At 44.1% G+C, this 17,432-nt stretch carries 13 protein-coding genes and 2 pseudogenes; all 15 read right to left on the bottom strand.

Annotation, left to right across the window (positions count from 1 at the left end; all coding sequences use genetic code 11):
• Position 1: 1 nt before the first annotated feature.
• Positions 2-2,665, bottom strand: a complete 2,664-nt coding sequence (gene acnA / locus RP262_RS06690) for an aconitate hydratase AcnA (protein ID WP_311154653.1) — start codon at positions 2,663-2,665, stop codon at positions 2-4.
• 210 nt (positions 2,666-2,875) lie between these two features.
• On the bottom strand, positions 2,876-3,784 hold the full coding sequence (locus tag RP262_RS06685) for a magnesium transporter CorA family protein (RefSeq protein ID WP_311154652.1): 909 nt from the start codon (positions 3,782-3,784) through the stop codon (positions 2,876-2,878).
• A gap of 337 nt (positions 3,785-4,121) precedes the next feature.
• Entirely contained in the window at positions 4,122-5,666 is a 1,545-nt protein-coding gene (locus tag RP262_RS06680; RefSeq protein ID WP_311154651.1) for a peptide chain release factor 3, read from the bottom strand.
• A gap of 186 nt (positions 5,667-5,852) precedes the next feature.
• Positions 5,853-6,151 (bottom strand): annotated as a pseudogene (locus RP262_RS06675) (hypothetical protein).
• A gap of 69 nt (positions 6,152-6,220) precedes the next feature.
• Positions 6,221-6,907: a TIGR02206 family membrane protein gene (locus RP262_RS06670; protein ID WP_002925534.1), complete on the bottom strand. Its 687-nt coding sequence runs from the start codon at positions 6,905-6,907 to the stop codon at positions 6,221-6,223.
• 18 nt (positions 6,908-6,925) lie between these two features.
• Positions 6,926-7,612 carry a TIGR02206 family membrane protein gene (locus RP262_RS06665; protein ID WP_311154650.1) on the bottom strand — a complete coding sequence of 229 codons (687 nt, stop codon included), beginning with the start codon at positions 7,610-7,612 and terminating at the stop codon, positions 6,926-6,928.
• 107 nt (positions 7,613-7,719) lie between these two features.
• Positions 7,720-8,330 (bottom strand): annotated as a pseudogene (locus tag RP262_RS06660) (NUDIX hydrolase N-terminal domain-containing protein).
• On the bottom strand, positions 8,320-9,690 hold the full coding sequence (gene murF / locus RP262_RS06655) for a UDP-N-acetylmuramoyl-tripeptide--D-alanyl-D-alanine ligase (RefSeq protein WP_311154649.1): 1,371 nt from the start codon (positions 9,688-9,690) through the stop codon (positions 8,320-8,322). The pseudogene RP262_RS06660 and the gene murF overlap by 11 nt, the downstream one beginning before the upstream one ends.
• A gap of 75 nt (positions 9,691-9,765) precedes the next feature.
• Positions 9,766-10,812, bottom strand: a complete 1,047-nt coding sequence (locus tag RP262_RS06650; protein WP_185756515.1) for a D-alanine--D-alanine ligase — start codon at positions 10,810-10,812, stop codon at positions 9,766-9,768.
• A gap of 217 nt (positions 10,813-11,029) precedes the next feature.
• Positions 11,030-11,626: a recombination mediator RecR gene (recR, locus tag RP262_RS06645; protein WP_002897999.1), complete on the bottom strand. Its 597-nt coding sequence runs from the start codon at positions 11,624-11,626 to the stop codon at positions 11,030-11,032.
• 103 nt (positions 11,627-11,729) lie between these two features.
• Complete coding sequence (pbp2b, locus tag RP262_RS06640) at positions 11,730-13,796, bottom strand: penicillin-binding protein PBP2B (protein ID WP_311154648.1); 2,067 nt, start codon at positions 13,794-13,796, stop codon at positions 11,730-11,732.
• Between the two features lie 209 nt (positions 13,797-14,005).
• Complete coding sequence (locus tag RP262_RS06635; protein ID WP_002898001.1) at positions 14,006-14,698, bottom strand: phosphoglycerate mutase; 693 nt, start codon at positions 14,696-14,698, stop codon at positions 14,006-14,008.
• Between the two features lie 149 nt (positions 14,699-14,847).
• Positions 14,848-15,594: a hypothetical protein gene (locus tag RP262_RS06630; protein WP_311154647.1), complete on the bottom strand. Its 747-nt coding sequence runs from the start codon at positions 15,592-15,594 to the stop codon at positions 14,848-14,850.
• Between the two features lie 33 nt (positions 15,595-15,627).
• On the bottom strand, positions 15,628-16,371 hold the full coding sequence (locus RP262_RS06625) for a hypothetical protein (protein ID WP_311154646.1): 744 nt from the start codon (positions 16,369-16,371) through the stop codon (positions 15,628-15,630).
• A gap of 467 nt (positions 16,372-16,838) precedes the next feature.
• Entirely contained in the window at positions 16,839-17,282 is a 444-nt protein-coding gene (locus RP262_RS06620; RefSeq protein ID WP_002896119.1) for a Fur family transcriptional regulator, read from the bottom strand.
• Between the last annotated feature and the right edge of the window lie 150 nt (positions 17,283-17,432).

Here is a 17,432-nt window from a genome sequence, read left to right as displayed (position 1 = left end):
CTCACACCTCCTCTAATTTCTTTCTAACGACCATGGGTAAAATCCCCCCATTTTCATAGTAACGGATATCCGCCTCTGCATCAAAGCGCAGCCGAGCTTGAAAAGCTATTTCTTCAGCACCTTTCCGCGCTACCACGTCAACTAGCTGACCAACTTTCGGGTTCTGTGGCAGATTGATGTCAAAAGTCTCCTTGCCTGTCAAACCAAGACTATCCGCACTTTCACCCTCTAAATACTGCAGAGGAAGAATCCCCATCATGACCAGATTGGACCGGTGGATACGCTCAAAACTCTCTGCCAACACCACCTTGACGCCCAAAAGATTAGCTCCCTTAGCTGCCCAATCACGGCTGGACCCCATACCGTAGTCTTTGCCAGCTAGGACAATGGTATCAATCTGCTCTTCCTTGTAGCGCATGGCTGCTTCATAAATGGATAGCAACTCTCCTTTATAATCTGTGTAACCACCAATCTTTCCATCTGCCAATTCATTTTTAATCCGAATATTGGCAAAAGTCCCCCGCATCATGACCTCATGATTGCCCCGACGGCTGCCATAGGAATTAAACTCTTGGTAATCCACTCCATGCTCCATCAAATAGGAAGCTGCTGGACTGTTTCTGGCAATATTTCCTGCTGGGGAGATATGGTCTGTCGTCACCGTATCCCCAAATTTTGCCAGCACTGCAAGATTTTTCAGTGGCTGAATGGCTAAATCATCAGCTAAGCCATCAAAGTAAGGTGGATTTTGAATATAGGTCGAAGCCTGGTTCCACTGATAATTTTGAGAAGAGGCTGTCGGAATCTGATTCCATTTTTCATTGTCGTCAAACACATGAGCATATTCTTTTTCAAAAAGCTGGCGCGTCACATATTTTTGAACATAGTCAGCAACCAAGTCGTGCTCCGGCATCAAATCCATCAAATAAACAGGCTGCTCCTTTTGATCATAACCTAGTGGCTCGCTGGTCAGATCGATATTGGTATTTCCAGCCAGAGCATAGGCAACCACCAAGGGCGGACTAGCTAGGAAATTGGCCTTGACCAGTGGATTGATCCGCCCTTCAAAATTGCGATTTCCTGAAAGAACAGCACTAGCCAGCAAGTCAGTATCCGTAATCGCCTGAGCCACTTCCGGTCGGAGATCGCCTGAATTTCCAATACAAGTAGTGCAGCCATAGCCGACAAGATTGAAACCAAGCTGATCCAGATAAGTTTGCAGACCACTCTTCTTGAGATAGCCTGTGACCACCTTGCTGCCGGGAGCCAAAGAAGTCTTGACAGTCTTTGAAACGCGTAAGCCTTTTTCTACTGCTTTCTTGGCTAAAAGACCTGCCGCCATCAGGACATAGGGATTGGATGTATTGGTACAGCTAGTAATGGCAGCGATAGCCACATGACCGGTCTTAATCGTCTCCTCATGGTCAGAAAATTGAACTACTGCAGACTTTTCCAGCTCGCTCTCATCTAGACCAAAGCCTCGGACTCCCGCTTCTCTGACTAGACTAGCTTGAAACTCCTCTTTAGCAGCTGTTAATTCAATCAAATCTTGGGGCCGCTTGGGGCCTGAAATACTAGGAACAATGCTGGACAAATCAATTTCGACTACCTTGGTATAGTTCGGCTCAACCTTTTCATCATAGAAGAGGTGATTTTTTTGAGCATAGAGACGGGTCAGCTTGATATGATCTTCTGACCGATTGGTCAGACGCATGTAATTAAGCGTTTCCTCATCTATCGGAAAATAACCACAGGTAGCTCCGTATTCCGGCGCCATATTAGCCACTGTTGCCCGGTCAGCCAGGCTTAGATTAGACAAACCAGGCCCAAAGAACTCGACAAATTTACCAACAACATTTTCCTGCCGCAAGATTTGCGTGACCCTTAAAGCCAAATCCGTCGCTGTCGCAATCTTAGGTAACTTGCCCAAAAGTCGAACACCAATCACCTCAGGAACTGGGAAATAGGAAGCCTCACCTAGCATGGCAGCTTCAGCCTCAATCCCACCGACTCCCCAGCCCAGAACACCGATACCATTAATCATAGTCGTATGACTGTCCGTCCCAAACATACTGTCCGGATAGAGTTGGCCATCCTTTTCAATGATGACATCACTGAGAAATTCGATATTGACCTGATGGATAATCCCAGTAGCAGGAGGAACAGCTCGATAATTATCAAATGATTTTTCTGCCCACTTGAGAAATTCGTAGCGCTCATTGTTACGGACAAACTCTTGATTCATATTGGCCTCTAGAGCTGTGTCACAGCCATAAAAGTCCACCTGAACACTGTGGTCAATAACTAAATCAACCGGAATCTCTGGATTAATCTGATCGGCCTGACCTCCCTGCCCGACAATAGCATCTCGCATACTAGCCAAATCCACCACGACAGGAACACCTGTAAAATCCTGGAGAATGACTCGACTAGGCTTAAAAGGCACTTCTCCGCTTGGTGATTTAGCTTGATAATGTATCAAAGAGATAATGTTATCTTTTGTTACGTCAATACCATCTTCCTTACGGAGAACACTTTCTAATAATATTCGTATAGAATAAGGAAGTTTTTCTATATCCCCTCCTAGTAGAGCCGAGGCTTTTCCAAGGTCTGTATATTGGTATACTTTACCTTTGTAATTTAAATCGTTTAGGTATTCTGCCATATTTCTACCCCTCACTTATTTTAAATTGTTTTATATTATACTTTATTATGAAATTTTATGCAATAAAAATTATAATATCGCGTTACATTTTCTGACATAGAATAACAGTTTTTTAAATAAAGACAAACTGTACTAATCATTTTCTTTTCCAAGCAAGAAAAAACAAGCACCATTCTCGGTGCTTGTAATAGGGAAAATAATTTCAAATGTTTACTTCTTATTGGCTAACCATTTAAGAAGCTTGGTCAGAAGTCCCCAGATGATTAGACTAATGACAACAATATAAATCCAGGCGTTTTTATCATTAGACAAGGGCAGAGGAACATTCATACCAAAGAAACCCGTGATAACTGCGAGTACTGCCAGAAGGACCGAAATGATGGTCAAGACCGTCAAATTGTCATTCAGATTGTTATTCAGGATGTTATTGTAGGAGCCAGAAAGCTGGCTGAGAACTTGAGCAATCAGATCGGTCATGGAGACGAGCTGACGAGCCTCAATCATAGCATCCTCAAACTGCTCAGTTTCCAATTCATCAAAACGTCGGTAAATGCCATGACTTTTGATATGCTCTAGGAGCATACGATTCTGCTTAGCTGCAGCAACTAGATAGACCATAGAAGTTTCCAAGTCGGACAGGGCAAATAGGTGTTTTTTGGTAGTGGTCTGACGCAGGAGAGCATTAATCTCATCCTTGCGCTTGTCCATCCGCTCAACAACCGGATAGTAAGAATTGGAGATCAACTCTAGACTAGCAAAGAGAAACTTATAAACCGATACTGGCTCATGACGCTCAGTATAAGACTTCATCATATCGACAACATAGGCATTATCCTGATTGCTGATCGTAATGAGCCGTCTCTGTTGCACCACAAAGGTCATAGGAATCGTCTCATAATGTTCCTTATCTGTCGCTAGATCAAGGACATTGTAGATGAAGACAACCGTTCCATTCTCACGATTGTAGTCCATGTGAGCCCGCTCGTTCTTATCCAGCGCATACTCGATGGTCTCCTGATCAATTTCATAATCCTGATAAATCCGGGCATTCTTTTTAAAACTATCTGAGTCAATGTTGATCCAGACAGATTGATCTTTTAGTTTTCTTTCCAGAAACATGGAGCTCCTTTCTATGAGGTAGAATGATTCTCTAATAAACTAGCGCCCAACTTCCTAAACTGTTCTTGCAATCAAATATGTTATGCTAAAACACAAAACCAAGCAAATCAACTGCCTCGCCTGATGAGATTAGTCAAGCGGCTAGCAAGGGGCCAACTGAACTCGGCCTTAGTAACTTTAGTTTGTTATACAATCATAACAATCCTATTCACTACGACACGGAGTTTAGCAAATCGATTTTATTTGCCAAACGCAGTTAGTAAGGTACTTAGCCATGGTCCCATAGGACATGGCGTAGATTGCTTAGACTACTATGTAGCCAAACAATCTTAGTACGTTACATCTTCTCTTCCAATTTAACATCTGGATACTTGTCCGCGAACCAGCGCAGGGCAAAGTCGTTTTCAAAGAGGAAGACTGGCTGAACAAAGCGGTCTTTGGCTAGGATGTTACGGCTAGAAGACATACGCTCGTCCAGGTCATCTGGTGAAATCCAGCGGACTGTCTTTTTGCCCATAGGATTCATGACCACTTCAGCGTTGTATTCATTTTCCATGCGGTGCTTGAAGACTTCAAACTGAAGCTGACCGACAGCGCCTAGCATGTACTCGCCCGTCTGGTAGTTGGTATAAAGCTGGATAGCTCCCTCTTGCACCAGCTGCTCAATCCCCTTATGGAAGGATTTTTGCTTCATGACATTCTTAGCCGAAACCTTCATAAAGATCTCTGGAGTAAAGGTTGGTAGAGGCTCAAATTCAAATTTATTCTTACCTACAGTCAGGGTGTCGCCGACCTGATAAGTCCCCGTATCATAAACCCCGATAATATCACCAGCTACAGCATTGGTCACATTTTCCCGACTCTCAGCCATAAACTGAGTAACATTAGACAGCTTAGCGGACTTGCCAGTGCGAGGCAGGTTGACACTCATACCGCGCTCAAACTCGCCTGAAACGATACGGACAAAGGCGATACGGTCGCGGTGGCGCGGATCCATATTGGCCTGAATTTTAAAGACAAAACCTGAAAAGTCTGGGCTGAGTGGCTCGACTACCTCACCATCTGTCTTCTTGTGGCCATGCGGTTCCGGAGCAAACTTGAGGAAGGTTTCCAGGAAAGTCTGGACGCCAAAGTTGGTCAGGGCCGATCCGAAGAAAACAGGTGTCAGCTTGCCAGCCAAAATCGCTTCTTCCGAGAATTCATTCCCAGCTTCGCTCAAGAGCTCAATATCTTCCTTAACTTGCTCATAGAAAGGGTTAGAAGCAAACAGTTGGTCTCCTTCTGCCAGAGTTGCAAAGCGCTCCTCACCCTTATAAAGCTCCAGCCGCTCATTGTAGAGGTCATAAAGACCCTCAAAGCTCTTCCCCATCCCAATCGGCCAATTCATCGGGTAGCTGGCAATACCCAAAATCTCTTCCAGTTCTTCTAGCAAGTCCAAGGGCTCGCGACCGTCACGATCCAGCTTGTTCATAAAAGTGAAGACTGGAATATTCCGATGCTTGACAACCTCAAAGAGCTTCTTAGTCTGGGCCTCAATACCCTTGGCCGAGTCAATAACCATAACCGCAGCATCCACTGCCATCAAGGTCCGATAAGTATCTTCTGAGAAGTCCTCGTGCCCCGGCGTATCCAGGATATTGACCCGCTTGCCATCGTAGTCAAACTGCATAACAGAGGAAGTCACTGAAATCCCCCGCTGCTTCTCAATATCCATCCAGTCAGACTTGGCAAAGTTACCAGTCTTCTTCCCCTTGACTGTCCCAGCCTCACGAATCTCGCCCCCAAAGTAGAGCAACTGCTCGGTGATGGTCGTCTTCCCCGCGTCCGGGTGGGAGATAATGGCAAAAGTCCGGCGTTTCTTAATTTCTTCTTGTAAAGTCATCTTCTTCTCTTTCTTTCATTTAGGATAATGGTGAATCTTAGTATTTGTTTTTTATTTTACATCGGAGTATTTTAATCCTTTCAACCTATCTATTATAGCGGATTTAGCGCTTTTTTTCAATTATCTAAAGAAGATAAAAATCGCCCTTCCGAGCGATTCTATTCTCCTATGTCAATAAAATTTCTCTTATAATCTAACAATGACACTGTTAAAGAGGAAAATTGCAAAGAGTAAGGTTAAACCCAGTAAATAGAATAGGCGTTTTTTTCTGGTTTCCATTTCTTCTTTCTCTTCAGCTGTCATGGGAAAAATGGCCTTATTTCGTTTCAAGAGATAGAGGTTCAAGCCTTCTCCCCTTTGTCCGTCAGCCTTAAGAAAGCCCAAAATTTGGGATGTTTCATTCCGCGAACAGAAGCGTCTAGTTGAACCAGCTTAAAGATTTGATAGACAAACAGTCCATTGTTACTAGAAGCAAAGCAAGTCATGATAAAACTCTCTAATTTAAGAAAACTCCTGCCACATTAACTTGACAGGAGCTACAAATTCGAAGTGAACTAACTGCGGACCAGACTTAACTGCTTTTTCCACCGTTTCTTAAACAATATATCAAAGAGAACCAGGGCCAGAGAAAGGATGACTGACACAAGTAGGTACTTTATCCATAGGGGGGCATCCGGGATAAAAGGCGGACTTTTTAGCAGACCGTAATTACCTCCGGTCACTTGATTAACGCCGACTAGGAAAAGATTGAGCCCAAAGGTGTAAGCTACAATCATATATTTCTTGAGCAGGGTCTTGTCGTAGTGATTCATCAGATAAATCAAGGAATTAACCAAAAGAGCATAGTGGCCAATCAGGAAAGAAAAGCTGGTAATGTGCGGGAAATCATAGGGGTCAAAGACTGGATAGCCCAAGGCAAATACCGCTCCGCTGGCTCCTAATAGAGCAAAATACTGCTTGCTGCGCCATTTGTCTGGCAGAAAGACCACCGCAAACATAGCCAGGCGGCAATGATAAAAAGGCAGACTATTGGAAAAGGGAATCCGAAAACCAAAATACCAGCTATAAAGCATCAGCAGCTGGGCAATCTGAATCCACTTAAAAGCCTTGACAAAACGCGGATTATCATGGTATTTGAGCGAGCTCCAAATAGACAGCAAAACCAGAGCAATCATCACAGCATACCATAAAATCGAGATAGGCGGTGCCACCGTTTTTGTCGTAGTTAAAAAATCTTTCATAAATCCTCCGTTAGATGATTAGGTTAGGGTGACTGTCTTAGTCTGCTCCACGTGCTTAAAAATTTCAGAAACCAAGCAGACTGCTGCACTTAAGACGATTGAGACAAGCAGATAATTGAGCAAGAGCCCGTGATTGCCAACAAGCGGCGGATCTGTAAGAAATCCATAAGAACCCTTTGTCAACATATTGATAACAAGCAAAAAAGCATTCATCATAAAGGTTGTCCACACCACTCGCTGCCAGCTCATAGAGAAAGTATGATAATATCTGAAAAGATAAATCAAACAATTTCCCAAGAGCGCTAGATGGCCGATGATAAAGGACAAAATAGTGATATGGGGAAAAGGGTAAGGATCAAAAATCGGATAAATAAAAGCTACAATCGAGCCAAAAGTCCCCAAAAGTGCAAAATAGAATTTATACACTGAGCGATTAGGCAGAAACATCAAGGCAAACATGGCCATTCTGCAATGATAAAAAGGCAAACTCTCAGACAGCGGGGCAGCAGTCAGTATATACCAAGAGTAGAGGCCTATCAGCTGGCAAACTTGCATCCCGACAAATAGCTGCTGGTAAGCCTTCCGATTGTAGTAGCGATAGGAAAGCCAGATAATCGCAAAGACCAGTCCCAAAAGAACAAAATACCAAAGTCCCAGTTGAGGCGGTTCGGTTTTATAGGTTGTAAACATATCTCTTATTCCCATCTCCTAGGCTCCCATTCTAATATAAGGTTTGAACAAGGCTGAGTTCGCCTGTTTTTGCAATAATTTCTAGCTTTTTCAGACAAAAAGTATCCCAGAAATTTACTTAACTAATCCAAATACTGTTCTCTATCTCCTTGATAAATCTCCCAAAGGATTTCCAACTGTTCTTTTGTAGTCCGCTGAGAAGATAATTCTGGTAAAGATTGGATATCAAAGAAGACTAACTCTTCTATTTCTGTATTAGGCTGAAAGTTTCCATCCTCTATCTGACAATCGAAGACCAGTTTAGCATATTGCTTACTCTGAAATTGAAATTTATTAGTATCAAAAATTGCAAGCAGACGAGAAACTGAAACATTAAATCCCGTTTCTTCTTGGACTTCCTTGACGATATTTTCCTTAGGAGATAGGCCGACTTCACAAAAGCCGCCAGGTAAAGCCCAAGTTTTCTCATTTTTACCCTTGACTAAACAGACTTTTCCGTCTCGAACCAGTACAGCTCGGACATCAATCAAAGGAGTGGAATAAAAATCCGTTGGGCGCAACAGCTCTGCCAATTCTTTCCCATCCAAATCTGACCAATCAGCCAGGAGGTGTCCCAAAAGCTGACGGAGTTCTAAGTAACGCTCTCGATCAAATTCATCACGAGTAATGCCAGTCCTGTCTCTGTAATAGAAAGGAGACGTTGAATGATTTTTGCAGTTTCTTTAGTTTCCATCTTCCAAGTCCTCTACCAGCTTAGCCAGATTCATAGAATTGCTGCCTTTGAGAAGGATCTGGTCAGCAGGAGTCAGCTTCTCTCTGACCGCTTTGGTCAGCTGTTCAAACTGGTCTTTCTCGTCATTTTTGATAAAGTAATGGACCTTGCCTGGCGGGTAGATTTCCTTGGCATAGTCATAGAGGGCTTCCATGTCCTGTCCATAAAGGAAAAGGTCGGTCACAATTTCTGGATTGAGACTGGTAATCATCGAGCCATGCATGGACTTAGAGTCCGCTCCCAGCTCTTTCATATCCGCCAGCACTGCTAATTTTCGTCCGCCTGGATTGGCCGGAATGGTCGAGAAAGTCTCCAGAATCAAGCGCATGGCTGTTGGATTGGCATTATAGACATCCGATAGGATATCCGCGCCATTACCAGCTTTCTTCCACTCCGTTCGATTGCGGGTCAGCTCCAGCTCAGAAAAGGCTTGAGCAATAGCCGCCTCAGATACACCCTCCTGCAGAGCCGCATAGGCTGCAATCATGGCATTGGTCGCATTGTACTTACCGGTCACAGGCAGATCAATCCTATGCTCTAAAAAGTTGCAGTCAAAGCTCAAGCTGTCCTTGCGCTCTTCCAGACGCGTCAGGAAGATATCCGCATCAGGACCAAAGCGAACTAGTTTGCAGTCTACTGGCAGAAATTCATTGATAATCTTATCTGCCGGAACGATCAAGAGACCATCTTTTCTCAAACCGTCTGCAATCTGCATCTTGCCTTGAGCAATCTCAGCTCGGCTGCCGAAAAATTCCAGATGGGCTTCTCCGACCAGAGTTACAATGCCTGTCTTAGGTTTGGCAAGTTTCGACAGGAGATGGATATCGCCCAAGTGATCCTGCCCCATTTCTAAGACAAGTTTCTCGGTATCCTCAGGCATATGAAGAACCGTATAAGGCAGGCCGATTTCATTGTTGTAATTGCCCTGGGTCTTATAGGTCTTGTAAGTGGTTGTTAGTAGCTGTGCCAGCATATCCTTGGTTGTCGTTTTACCGTTGGAACCTGTCACCGCCAGCACATCCACCTGCATCTTTTCCAGATAATACTGGGCCAAGCGCTGAAAGGCCGTCAGGACATCATCGACCAAGATATAAGCCCCCTCTGCCACTGGACGCTCAGATAGGGTGGCAGCAGCTCCCTGGGCAAAGGCTGTTGGGATAAATTCGTGGCCATCACGCGCCCCCTTGAGTGGCACAAAAAGGTCACCCGACTCAATCAAACGGCTGTCAAACTCAGCATTTCTAAGCGCAACATTTTCAAACTGAGTCACATCATTTTTCGCAGATAGGACTTCTGCTATTTCATATAAATCTAATTTCATACTTCTTCCTCGTTTTTCGGTTTGCTCACAAAAAGAAAGGACCGAAAATTTTCAGCCCCTCTATTATATCATATTTTAGAGAAGATGCGCCTCTCTCTTGGCAAATGCCTCTTCAGCTAGGCCAACTAGTTTCTCAATCAAGTCAGGATAGGCCAGCCCCATATTTTCCCAGAGTAGTGGATACATAGACCACTGGGTAAAACCTGGCATGGTATTGAGCTCATTAAGGAAGACCTGACCATCTTCTGCATAGAAGAAATCACAGCGGGACAGTCCCAGACCACCCAGAGCTCGGAAAGCGGCCTCTGCATTTTGACGCATCAAGCTCACCACTTCTTCTGGAATCTTGGCTGGAATATCCATGGTAATTTTATTATCAATGTATTTGGCTTCGTAGTCATAGAAAGCTACGTCTTTGACCACTTCTCCGGGCAGGGTACTCTTGACATCCACATTGCCCAGAAGCCCAACCTCAATCTCGCGAGCCGTCACTCCTTGCTCAACCAGCACCCGGCTGTCATATTTGAAGGCCAGATCCAGAGAAGCACGCAGTTCTGCTTGGTTCTCCGATTTAGAAATGCCGACACTGGAGCCCATATTGGAAGGTTTGGTGAAGACGGGATAGGTCAATTTCTCATCGATTTCCTGGATTTTTTGCTCTAGATCCTCACCATCAACTAGCGCTACATAAGGCACTTGGGCAATACCTGCCGATTCCAGCACTCGCTTGGTCGTGATTTTATCCATGGCCAGGCTAGAAGATAAAATATTACAGCCGACATAAGGCATTTTGAGCACTTCTAGGAAGCCTTGAATAGAACCATCTTCGCCCATAGGACCATGCAGGACCGGAAAGACCACTGCTCCATCTTCGTAAATATCGCTGGGCTTAATCTTCCGAGACATGTCCACCGTGGCATTAGTCATCAACTTCTCATCAGCCGCCGGCGTTGCTTCAAATTCCTGAGTTTGGATAAAATCTCCATCCTTGGTGATGAAGTAAGTCTTCACCGAGAATCTATCATAATTGACAGCACGCATGACGCTCTCAGCTGATAAAACCGAAACTTCCCGCTCTGCACTGCGTCCGCCATACAATAAAATCAATCTTTGTTTTGCCATGATTTTTCCTATCATTTTCTAAAAATAGTACGATTTACAAAAGCAGCCATCTCGAAATAAAATAACCTAAAAAGCTTGGTTTTGCATCTACCTAGCTAGTCGATTCTTCTAAGCAGGAGCTTCTGTATCAGTCCGTTTTAGTATATCACAATTCCCAGCATTTTTGAACAGAAAAAGGACTCTTCCAGCCAGCTAAAGCCAGAAAAATCCTTGATGTTTATAATTCCGTCCGATTTTCGATAGCGCGAATCAATGTGACCTCGTCCGCATACTCAATGTCGGAGCCAACCGCCAAACCACGCGCTAGACGAGTCACCTTAATCCCAGCGGGCTTCAGAACTCGTGAGATGTACATGGAGGTCGCTTCGCCATCCGCAGTCGCATTGGTCGCGACGATAACCTCCGTCACTTCACTATCCATCAAACGAGTAATCAGACTCTTGAGATTGATATCGTCCGGTCCAACGCCATTCATAGGTGAAATCAAACCGTGCAGGACATGATAAAGTCCGTGGTATTCCTGGATATTTTCCATGGCTGACACATCTCGGCTGTCCTCAACGATCAAAATAGTCGATTGATCGCGCGACTGGTCTTGGCAGATTGCACAAGGGTCCTCGTCCGTCAGGTTGCCACAGACAGAGCAGTAGCTCAGCTCACGCTTAGCAGCCAGAAGATTCTTAGCAAATTCATTGACATCGTCATCGCTCATGCCAATAGTGTAAAAAGCCAGTCGAGTGGCTGTTTTGATGCCAATGCCGGGCAGTTTTGAAAAACTGTCAATCAGCTTGGCAATAGGGGTTGGGTAAAGCATAAAATCCTTTCTCTATTCTCAAAAAATCTCCTCAAACCAGATTGCTCTACTTGAGCACTGACAACTTAAGCTTTCTCCGTTTGCTGATGATTTTCATTGAGCACTAATTCATAGGGTGTTGTTGATTGTAAAGATTGATAATATCACGAGTGATACTGTGGCTGACAGTAGAAGATAGGTCCGTATTGTGAGGGAACACCACCGCCACCGCAATCTGCGGCTTCTCACTCGGTGCATAGGACACGACATTGGTATTGATGGCTTCTTTCTTACCCTTGTCCACAAAGGTCTCAGCCGTACCAGTCTTGGCACTGATTGGCACGCTCTCTCCCTGAGAAATGGTCCGACCAGTCGTAAAACCACTGCTGCCATGAACCACTTGATAAAAACCTTGCTTGATAATGCTCATATCCTCGTCAGAGATATTGACCTGGTTCAGCTCCTTGGTGTCAATTTTCTGCACCAAATCACCGAGGCCTCCTTGGTCGCTGTTGCCGTAAATGCCTTCAACGATATGCGGAGCTACACGCTTGCCGTTATTAGCTACTGTTGAGGCATACTGAGCCAGCTGAAGCGTCGTATAATTGTCAAACTGGCCGAACGAATTGGTCAGATAGTTGGCAAAGGTAAACTTGTCTGGAAGATAGCCTGTGGACTCATTTGGCAAATCAATCCCTGTCGAAGTTCCTAGACCGTATTCTGCAAAAGTCGACCGCAGCTTTTTCATGGACGGATCTAGCTCATCAAAATCCAGCTTCATATCCGCTGAGTATGGCGTCCCCATCATCTTCAGCGCCACCTGCACCATATAGGTATTGGAAGAGTATTCCAAAGCCTCTTGAGCTGTGATGGCACGTGAACCATACTGGGTGAACCAAGAAGTGATACTGTCCGTACCGCCAAAGCTAATCGGCTGGTCTGTCAGGACTTGGTTGCCGCTAATGGCATTATTCTCCCAGCCCGAGGTCAATGTTGCAGCCTTGACCACAGATCCCGGAACAAAGACATTGGTCATGGTTCCCAGAGCATCGACTGAGCTTTCTCCTGTTTCTAGATCATGCCGGATACCTGCCATAGCCAAGACAGCGCCGGTATTGGGATCCATAGCTACGGCATAGACGCCCTCAGAGTATGTCGCATTGCCACTCGCCAACTCCGCATTAAAGGCATTTTTGAGAATGTCCTCCACTCCCTGCTGGAAGTTCAAGTCCACCGTCAGCTTGAGATTGTCGCCCTTACTGCCGTCAGAGATATTTTCCACACTCTCCATATTACCATTTTTGTCCAGATGAATCTCTTTCTCAGCTCGCTTGCCTTGCAGGACTGACTCATACTGCTTTTCCAGATAGGAGGTCCCCACCCGGTCATTGAGAGAGTAGCCTTTTTTCAGGTAATCATCCACTTCTTCAGCCGGAAGTCCAGTCTTTTCTGTCGAGATATTACCCACGATAGAAGCCAGCGAGGTATCCAAGACCTTGCGGTCCCAGCCCGTTGAGACACTGATACCTGGCAGCTCCTTGCTGCTGGAAGCCAGTACAGCTACCTGCTCTGTTGTCAGTGCATCTGTCTGGATGGTCCCCGTCGCAAAGTTGGAAATCGCATTCATCTGACTAAAGAGAACGATGGCCTTCTTTTCCTCATCCGTATAGCCCAGCTGCTTAGGGTCAATGCTTTCAGCTGCCGCCTTATAGATTTTGGACTCAGGCAGGCGGTTACCATCTGTATCAAATTTCTTGTCCTTGGGTAGCTTTTCCACTACTTCCTGATAGACTGCGCTGTCCGCCAAATAATAATCCACCTCTTGGCGGTCTGTCACCTCTGTATCGCTGACACTGATATAGCCCAGGAGCTTTTGAGCTGTCGCCCGAATCTCCCCAGCCGTCAGGCGATTATCTCGCGTATAGGTCACCACCTGCTTGGTCGTATTTTCCACCAAAGGCTTGCCAGTAGCATCATAAATCTGCCCACGTACTGAGCTAGTGGTAATCTTGGTCTTGCTGGCCTTGGCCAACTTATCCGTATAAAAGTCCTGATTGACCACCTGCATATAGCCTAGACGGGCAATCAAGGCTAAAAACAAAAACATCACGATTCCAAACAGAAGATAAAGCCTTCTGGTGATGGAATGACTGTCAAATTTTCTCTTCTTCCTTGCCATCTTCTCTCTCATTCTAGTAAAAGTTCTGACCTTTATTTTACCATAAATCCAGCTCGATGAATGTTTCAAAACTGATAGAAAATCTGAAAATGTGGACGAGTTAAGAGGAAATCCGCTAAACCTCGGAACAGAAAAGACTTGCTGACAAGACTTCCAGCAACCCTTGTCCTTCCTCTCTGGAAAAGCAAAGAACCTGAGAATAATCTCAGATTCCTTTAAGCTTATTTTCCAAGGTAGTATTCTTTTACTACATTCAATTTTTCGTCAAATTCGAATACCAATGGTGGGAAGTTTGGAATTTCCACATCCATGATTTCATCGTCAGACAATTGTTTGATGTGCTTTACAAGGGCACGGATAGAGTTACCATGTGCACCTACAAAGACATTTTTGCCATCTTTCAAAGCTGGAGCAATCTTGTCTTCCCAGAATGGAAGGGCACGCTCAAGTGTCACTTTCAAGTTTTCAGCATCTGGAATTACTGAGTCGTCAAGTGAAGCATAACGACGGTCAGTGTGTGCTGAGTGCTCATCATCGCGATCCATGTTTGGAGGCAATACATCGTATGAACGACGCCAGATATGCACTTGCTCATCACCAAATTGCTCAGCTGCTTCTGCCTTATTTTTACCAGTCAGACCGCCATAGTGACGCTCGTTCAAACGCCATGATTTTTCAACTGGTACCCAAAGCTGATCAGCCGCTTCCAAAGCAAGGTTAGTTGTCTTAATCGCACGCTTCAATACTGAAGTGTAAGCTTGGTCAAACTCGATACCAGCTTCTTTAATCAGTTTACCAGCGTCGATTGCTTGCTGTGTACCTTTTTCAGACAAGTCAACATCAGCCCAACCAGTGAAAAGGTTCGCTTTGTTCCATTCAGACTCACCGTGGCGAGCAAAAACTAATTTTACCATTAGATGGATTCTCCTTTTATTTTCCGAGGCAGTCCCCGTTTATCTATTCTATTTTACAAAATTTTCGCCTAAAAAGCTAGCCTATTTCGTCAAATCAGACCTTTTTCAGCAAGAAAGCGCTTTTGTATTTCCGGGCAGAAACCTTTTCTTTAACACCCGCCAGATAGATAAACCTCGTTGGCTTCCTTGAGCCACCAAGTCCGCCGCCTATCTATCAACTGATAAATAAGCAGTGAGCCAGATACAATCCATATGGAGAGCATATTGACAAAGATGAAAAGTTCTACACCTTTAGCATGCTGGGCGGGAGTTAGCTGGGTATGTTTACCTATAAAGACATCTCCTTCAACCCCATAAATCTTTGGCATAATAATATTAATGAAGCAAATAACAGTGATAAAGGTAACAAGCCGAACAGGCCAAGAATAAAGGATTTTATGAAAACGCTCAAATCCTAAAGAAAAAGTAGAGAAACGTTTAAAGCGTTCTTTGCCCATAAAAAAGATGAATAAAGGAATATAGCCTTCATAAGTAAAGCTAATCATTGTAGGCGTATGACGGCTAGCAATGAAAAAGCTAGAAAAGCCGTAATCTCGAGTGGTTAAAATCCAACGGCTTAAAAATTCTGGAAGAAAAATAGCTGGTATCACAAACAAAGCTGCTGAAAATTCCCTTCCAAATCTTACGCTCCATACTCGCTGCATCTTCTCCCATATCAGGTGCAGACGTGCTTTGTCCGCGCCTTTCTTAGGAAAATTCTCTTTTATGAGTCCACCGCAAGAGGGGCAAATGGGATAGCCAGCTTCCTCTTCAAAGAGAAGATGACGACATTCCAAAAGAGGCGATTCATCACTGTCTGACAACTCATCCAGCCATTTCTTTCTCCACCAGAACATAAGACCTCCTAAAAATCTAAATTTCTTTTCATATTAACACCCACCAGACAGATAAACCTTGTTAGCTTCCTTGAGCCACCAAGTCCGCCGCCTATCTATCAGTTGATGAATGGCCAACAAGCCTGCTACTATCCAGTTACAAAGCATATTGACAAAGACAAAGAGCTCTACTCCCTTAATCTGCTGGGCGGGAGTTAGCTGAATTTGCTTGACAATCAACGATTCTCCTTCCATTTCGTAAAACTTAGGCATATAAGTACTTAATAAGATGATAACAAAGATAAAGAGAGTAAACTGAACTGGCCAAGAATAAAGAATTTTATGAAAATGCTCAATCCTCAAAGAGAAGGTAAAAAATCGCTTAACACGTTCTCTTGCTACAAAAAGGATAAATAAGGGAATGTAGCCAAAAAGTGTCACACTAAATAAGGTAGGATTATGAGAACTAGAAGGAATAAATCTACTAAATCCATAGTCCCCTGTCCATAGAAACCAGTCACCTATAACCTGTGGCAACCAATAAGATAGAATGATAATGAGCAGTGTCGAAGCAATTCCAATTTTGACACTCCATACTCGCTTCACCTTTTGATAAATCAGATAAAGACGTGAGCAATCCACACTGTTTTGAGGAAGATTTTCCTTTATTAGCTTGCCGCAAGAAGGACAAATAGGATAGCCAGCTTCCTCTTCAAAGAGAAGATGACGACATTCCAAAAGAGGCGATTCATCACTGTCTGACAACTCATCCAGCCATTTCTTTCTCCACCAGAACATAAGACCTCCTAAAAATCAAACCTACCCACAAAGTAATACCCCTTAAAGATTTCAATACTACAGACTTATGACGAATTTACCTATATTGTAAATCCTTTAGAACTCTTTGAATCTCTTTGTACAAGGCTTTATTCTGCTTTCATTATATCAAAAGAGAATTGGCCTGTAAAATAATAGCATAAGTATATAAGGGGTTGTCCTTAAAATATCTGATCTTGCTAAGTGCTGTACTTGACTAGGTATCAACGTCTCTAAGCTCAGATGATATCCTGCGAGCATGCCTTGCTAAAACACATAGAAAAAGGCTAAGAGACATAAGTTCTAGCCTTACCTTTTATTAGGAATAGAATCTTAACGCAATAGCTGATTGCTCAAAGTACTGCTTTGAAGTTGCATATTGAATTTGCGAAGCGAGTCGCAACTTTGTTCGTCTTTGAGACTCCAAAAACTCCTAATCACCCTAGCTGTCACACCGCCTCTTGCTGGCATTGGGGGCATAGGCCATAGACAGTCGTTTGGCTTTGGGTGATGTGGTAACCAGTCTGCACTTCAGCCTCATGCTTCACATCAGGAAGTTCCAGCTCCATATCAGCGATACGGCCACATTTTTCACAGATGACATTGAGGTGCTGATGGCCCATAAAGTCAAAGTAGGTCGTCGTATCATTGCGAACCTTGAGCTCAGCGACAAAGCCCTCATCAATCAGAACCTTGAGATTATTGTAGACTGTTGCCAGACTCATATTAGGAAAATTGGGCTTCAAGTCCTGATATATCATTTCAGCGCTAGGATGGTCGTGACTTTGGATAATATAGTCAATTACCGCCTTCCGTGTTTCTGTAATACGCACGCCCTTGGCGCGCAAATGGCCAATTACTTGGTCAAAGTCATGCTGATGTTCTTGTTTCATTATTTGCTCCGTTATAGCCTCTCATCTAAGTCATTACCATTATACCATGACTGGGCTTACTTGGCTATTAAGAATGATTGTAAATAAGCTAAAAAGAAAAAAGCAGGACAGAACTAACCAAAGCTCGTCATCCTGCTTCTGCGTGATTGC

The sequence above is a fragment of the uncultured Streptococcus sp. genome (assembly GCF_963456385.1).
Lineage (GTDB): Bacteria > Bacillota > Bacilli > Lactobacillales > Streptococcaceae > Streptococcus.
The sequence above is the reverse complement of the archived record's forward strand: the minus strand, read 5'-3'. Positions and strand labels throughout refer to the sequence as shown.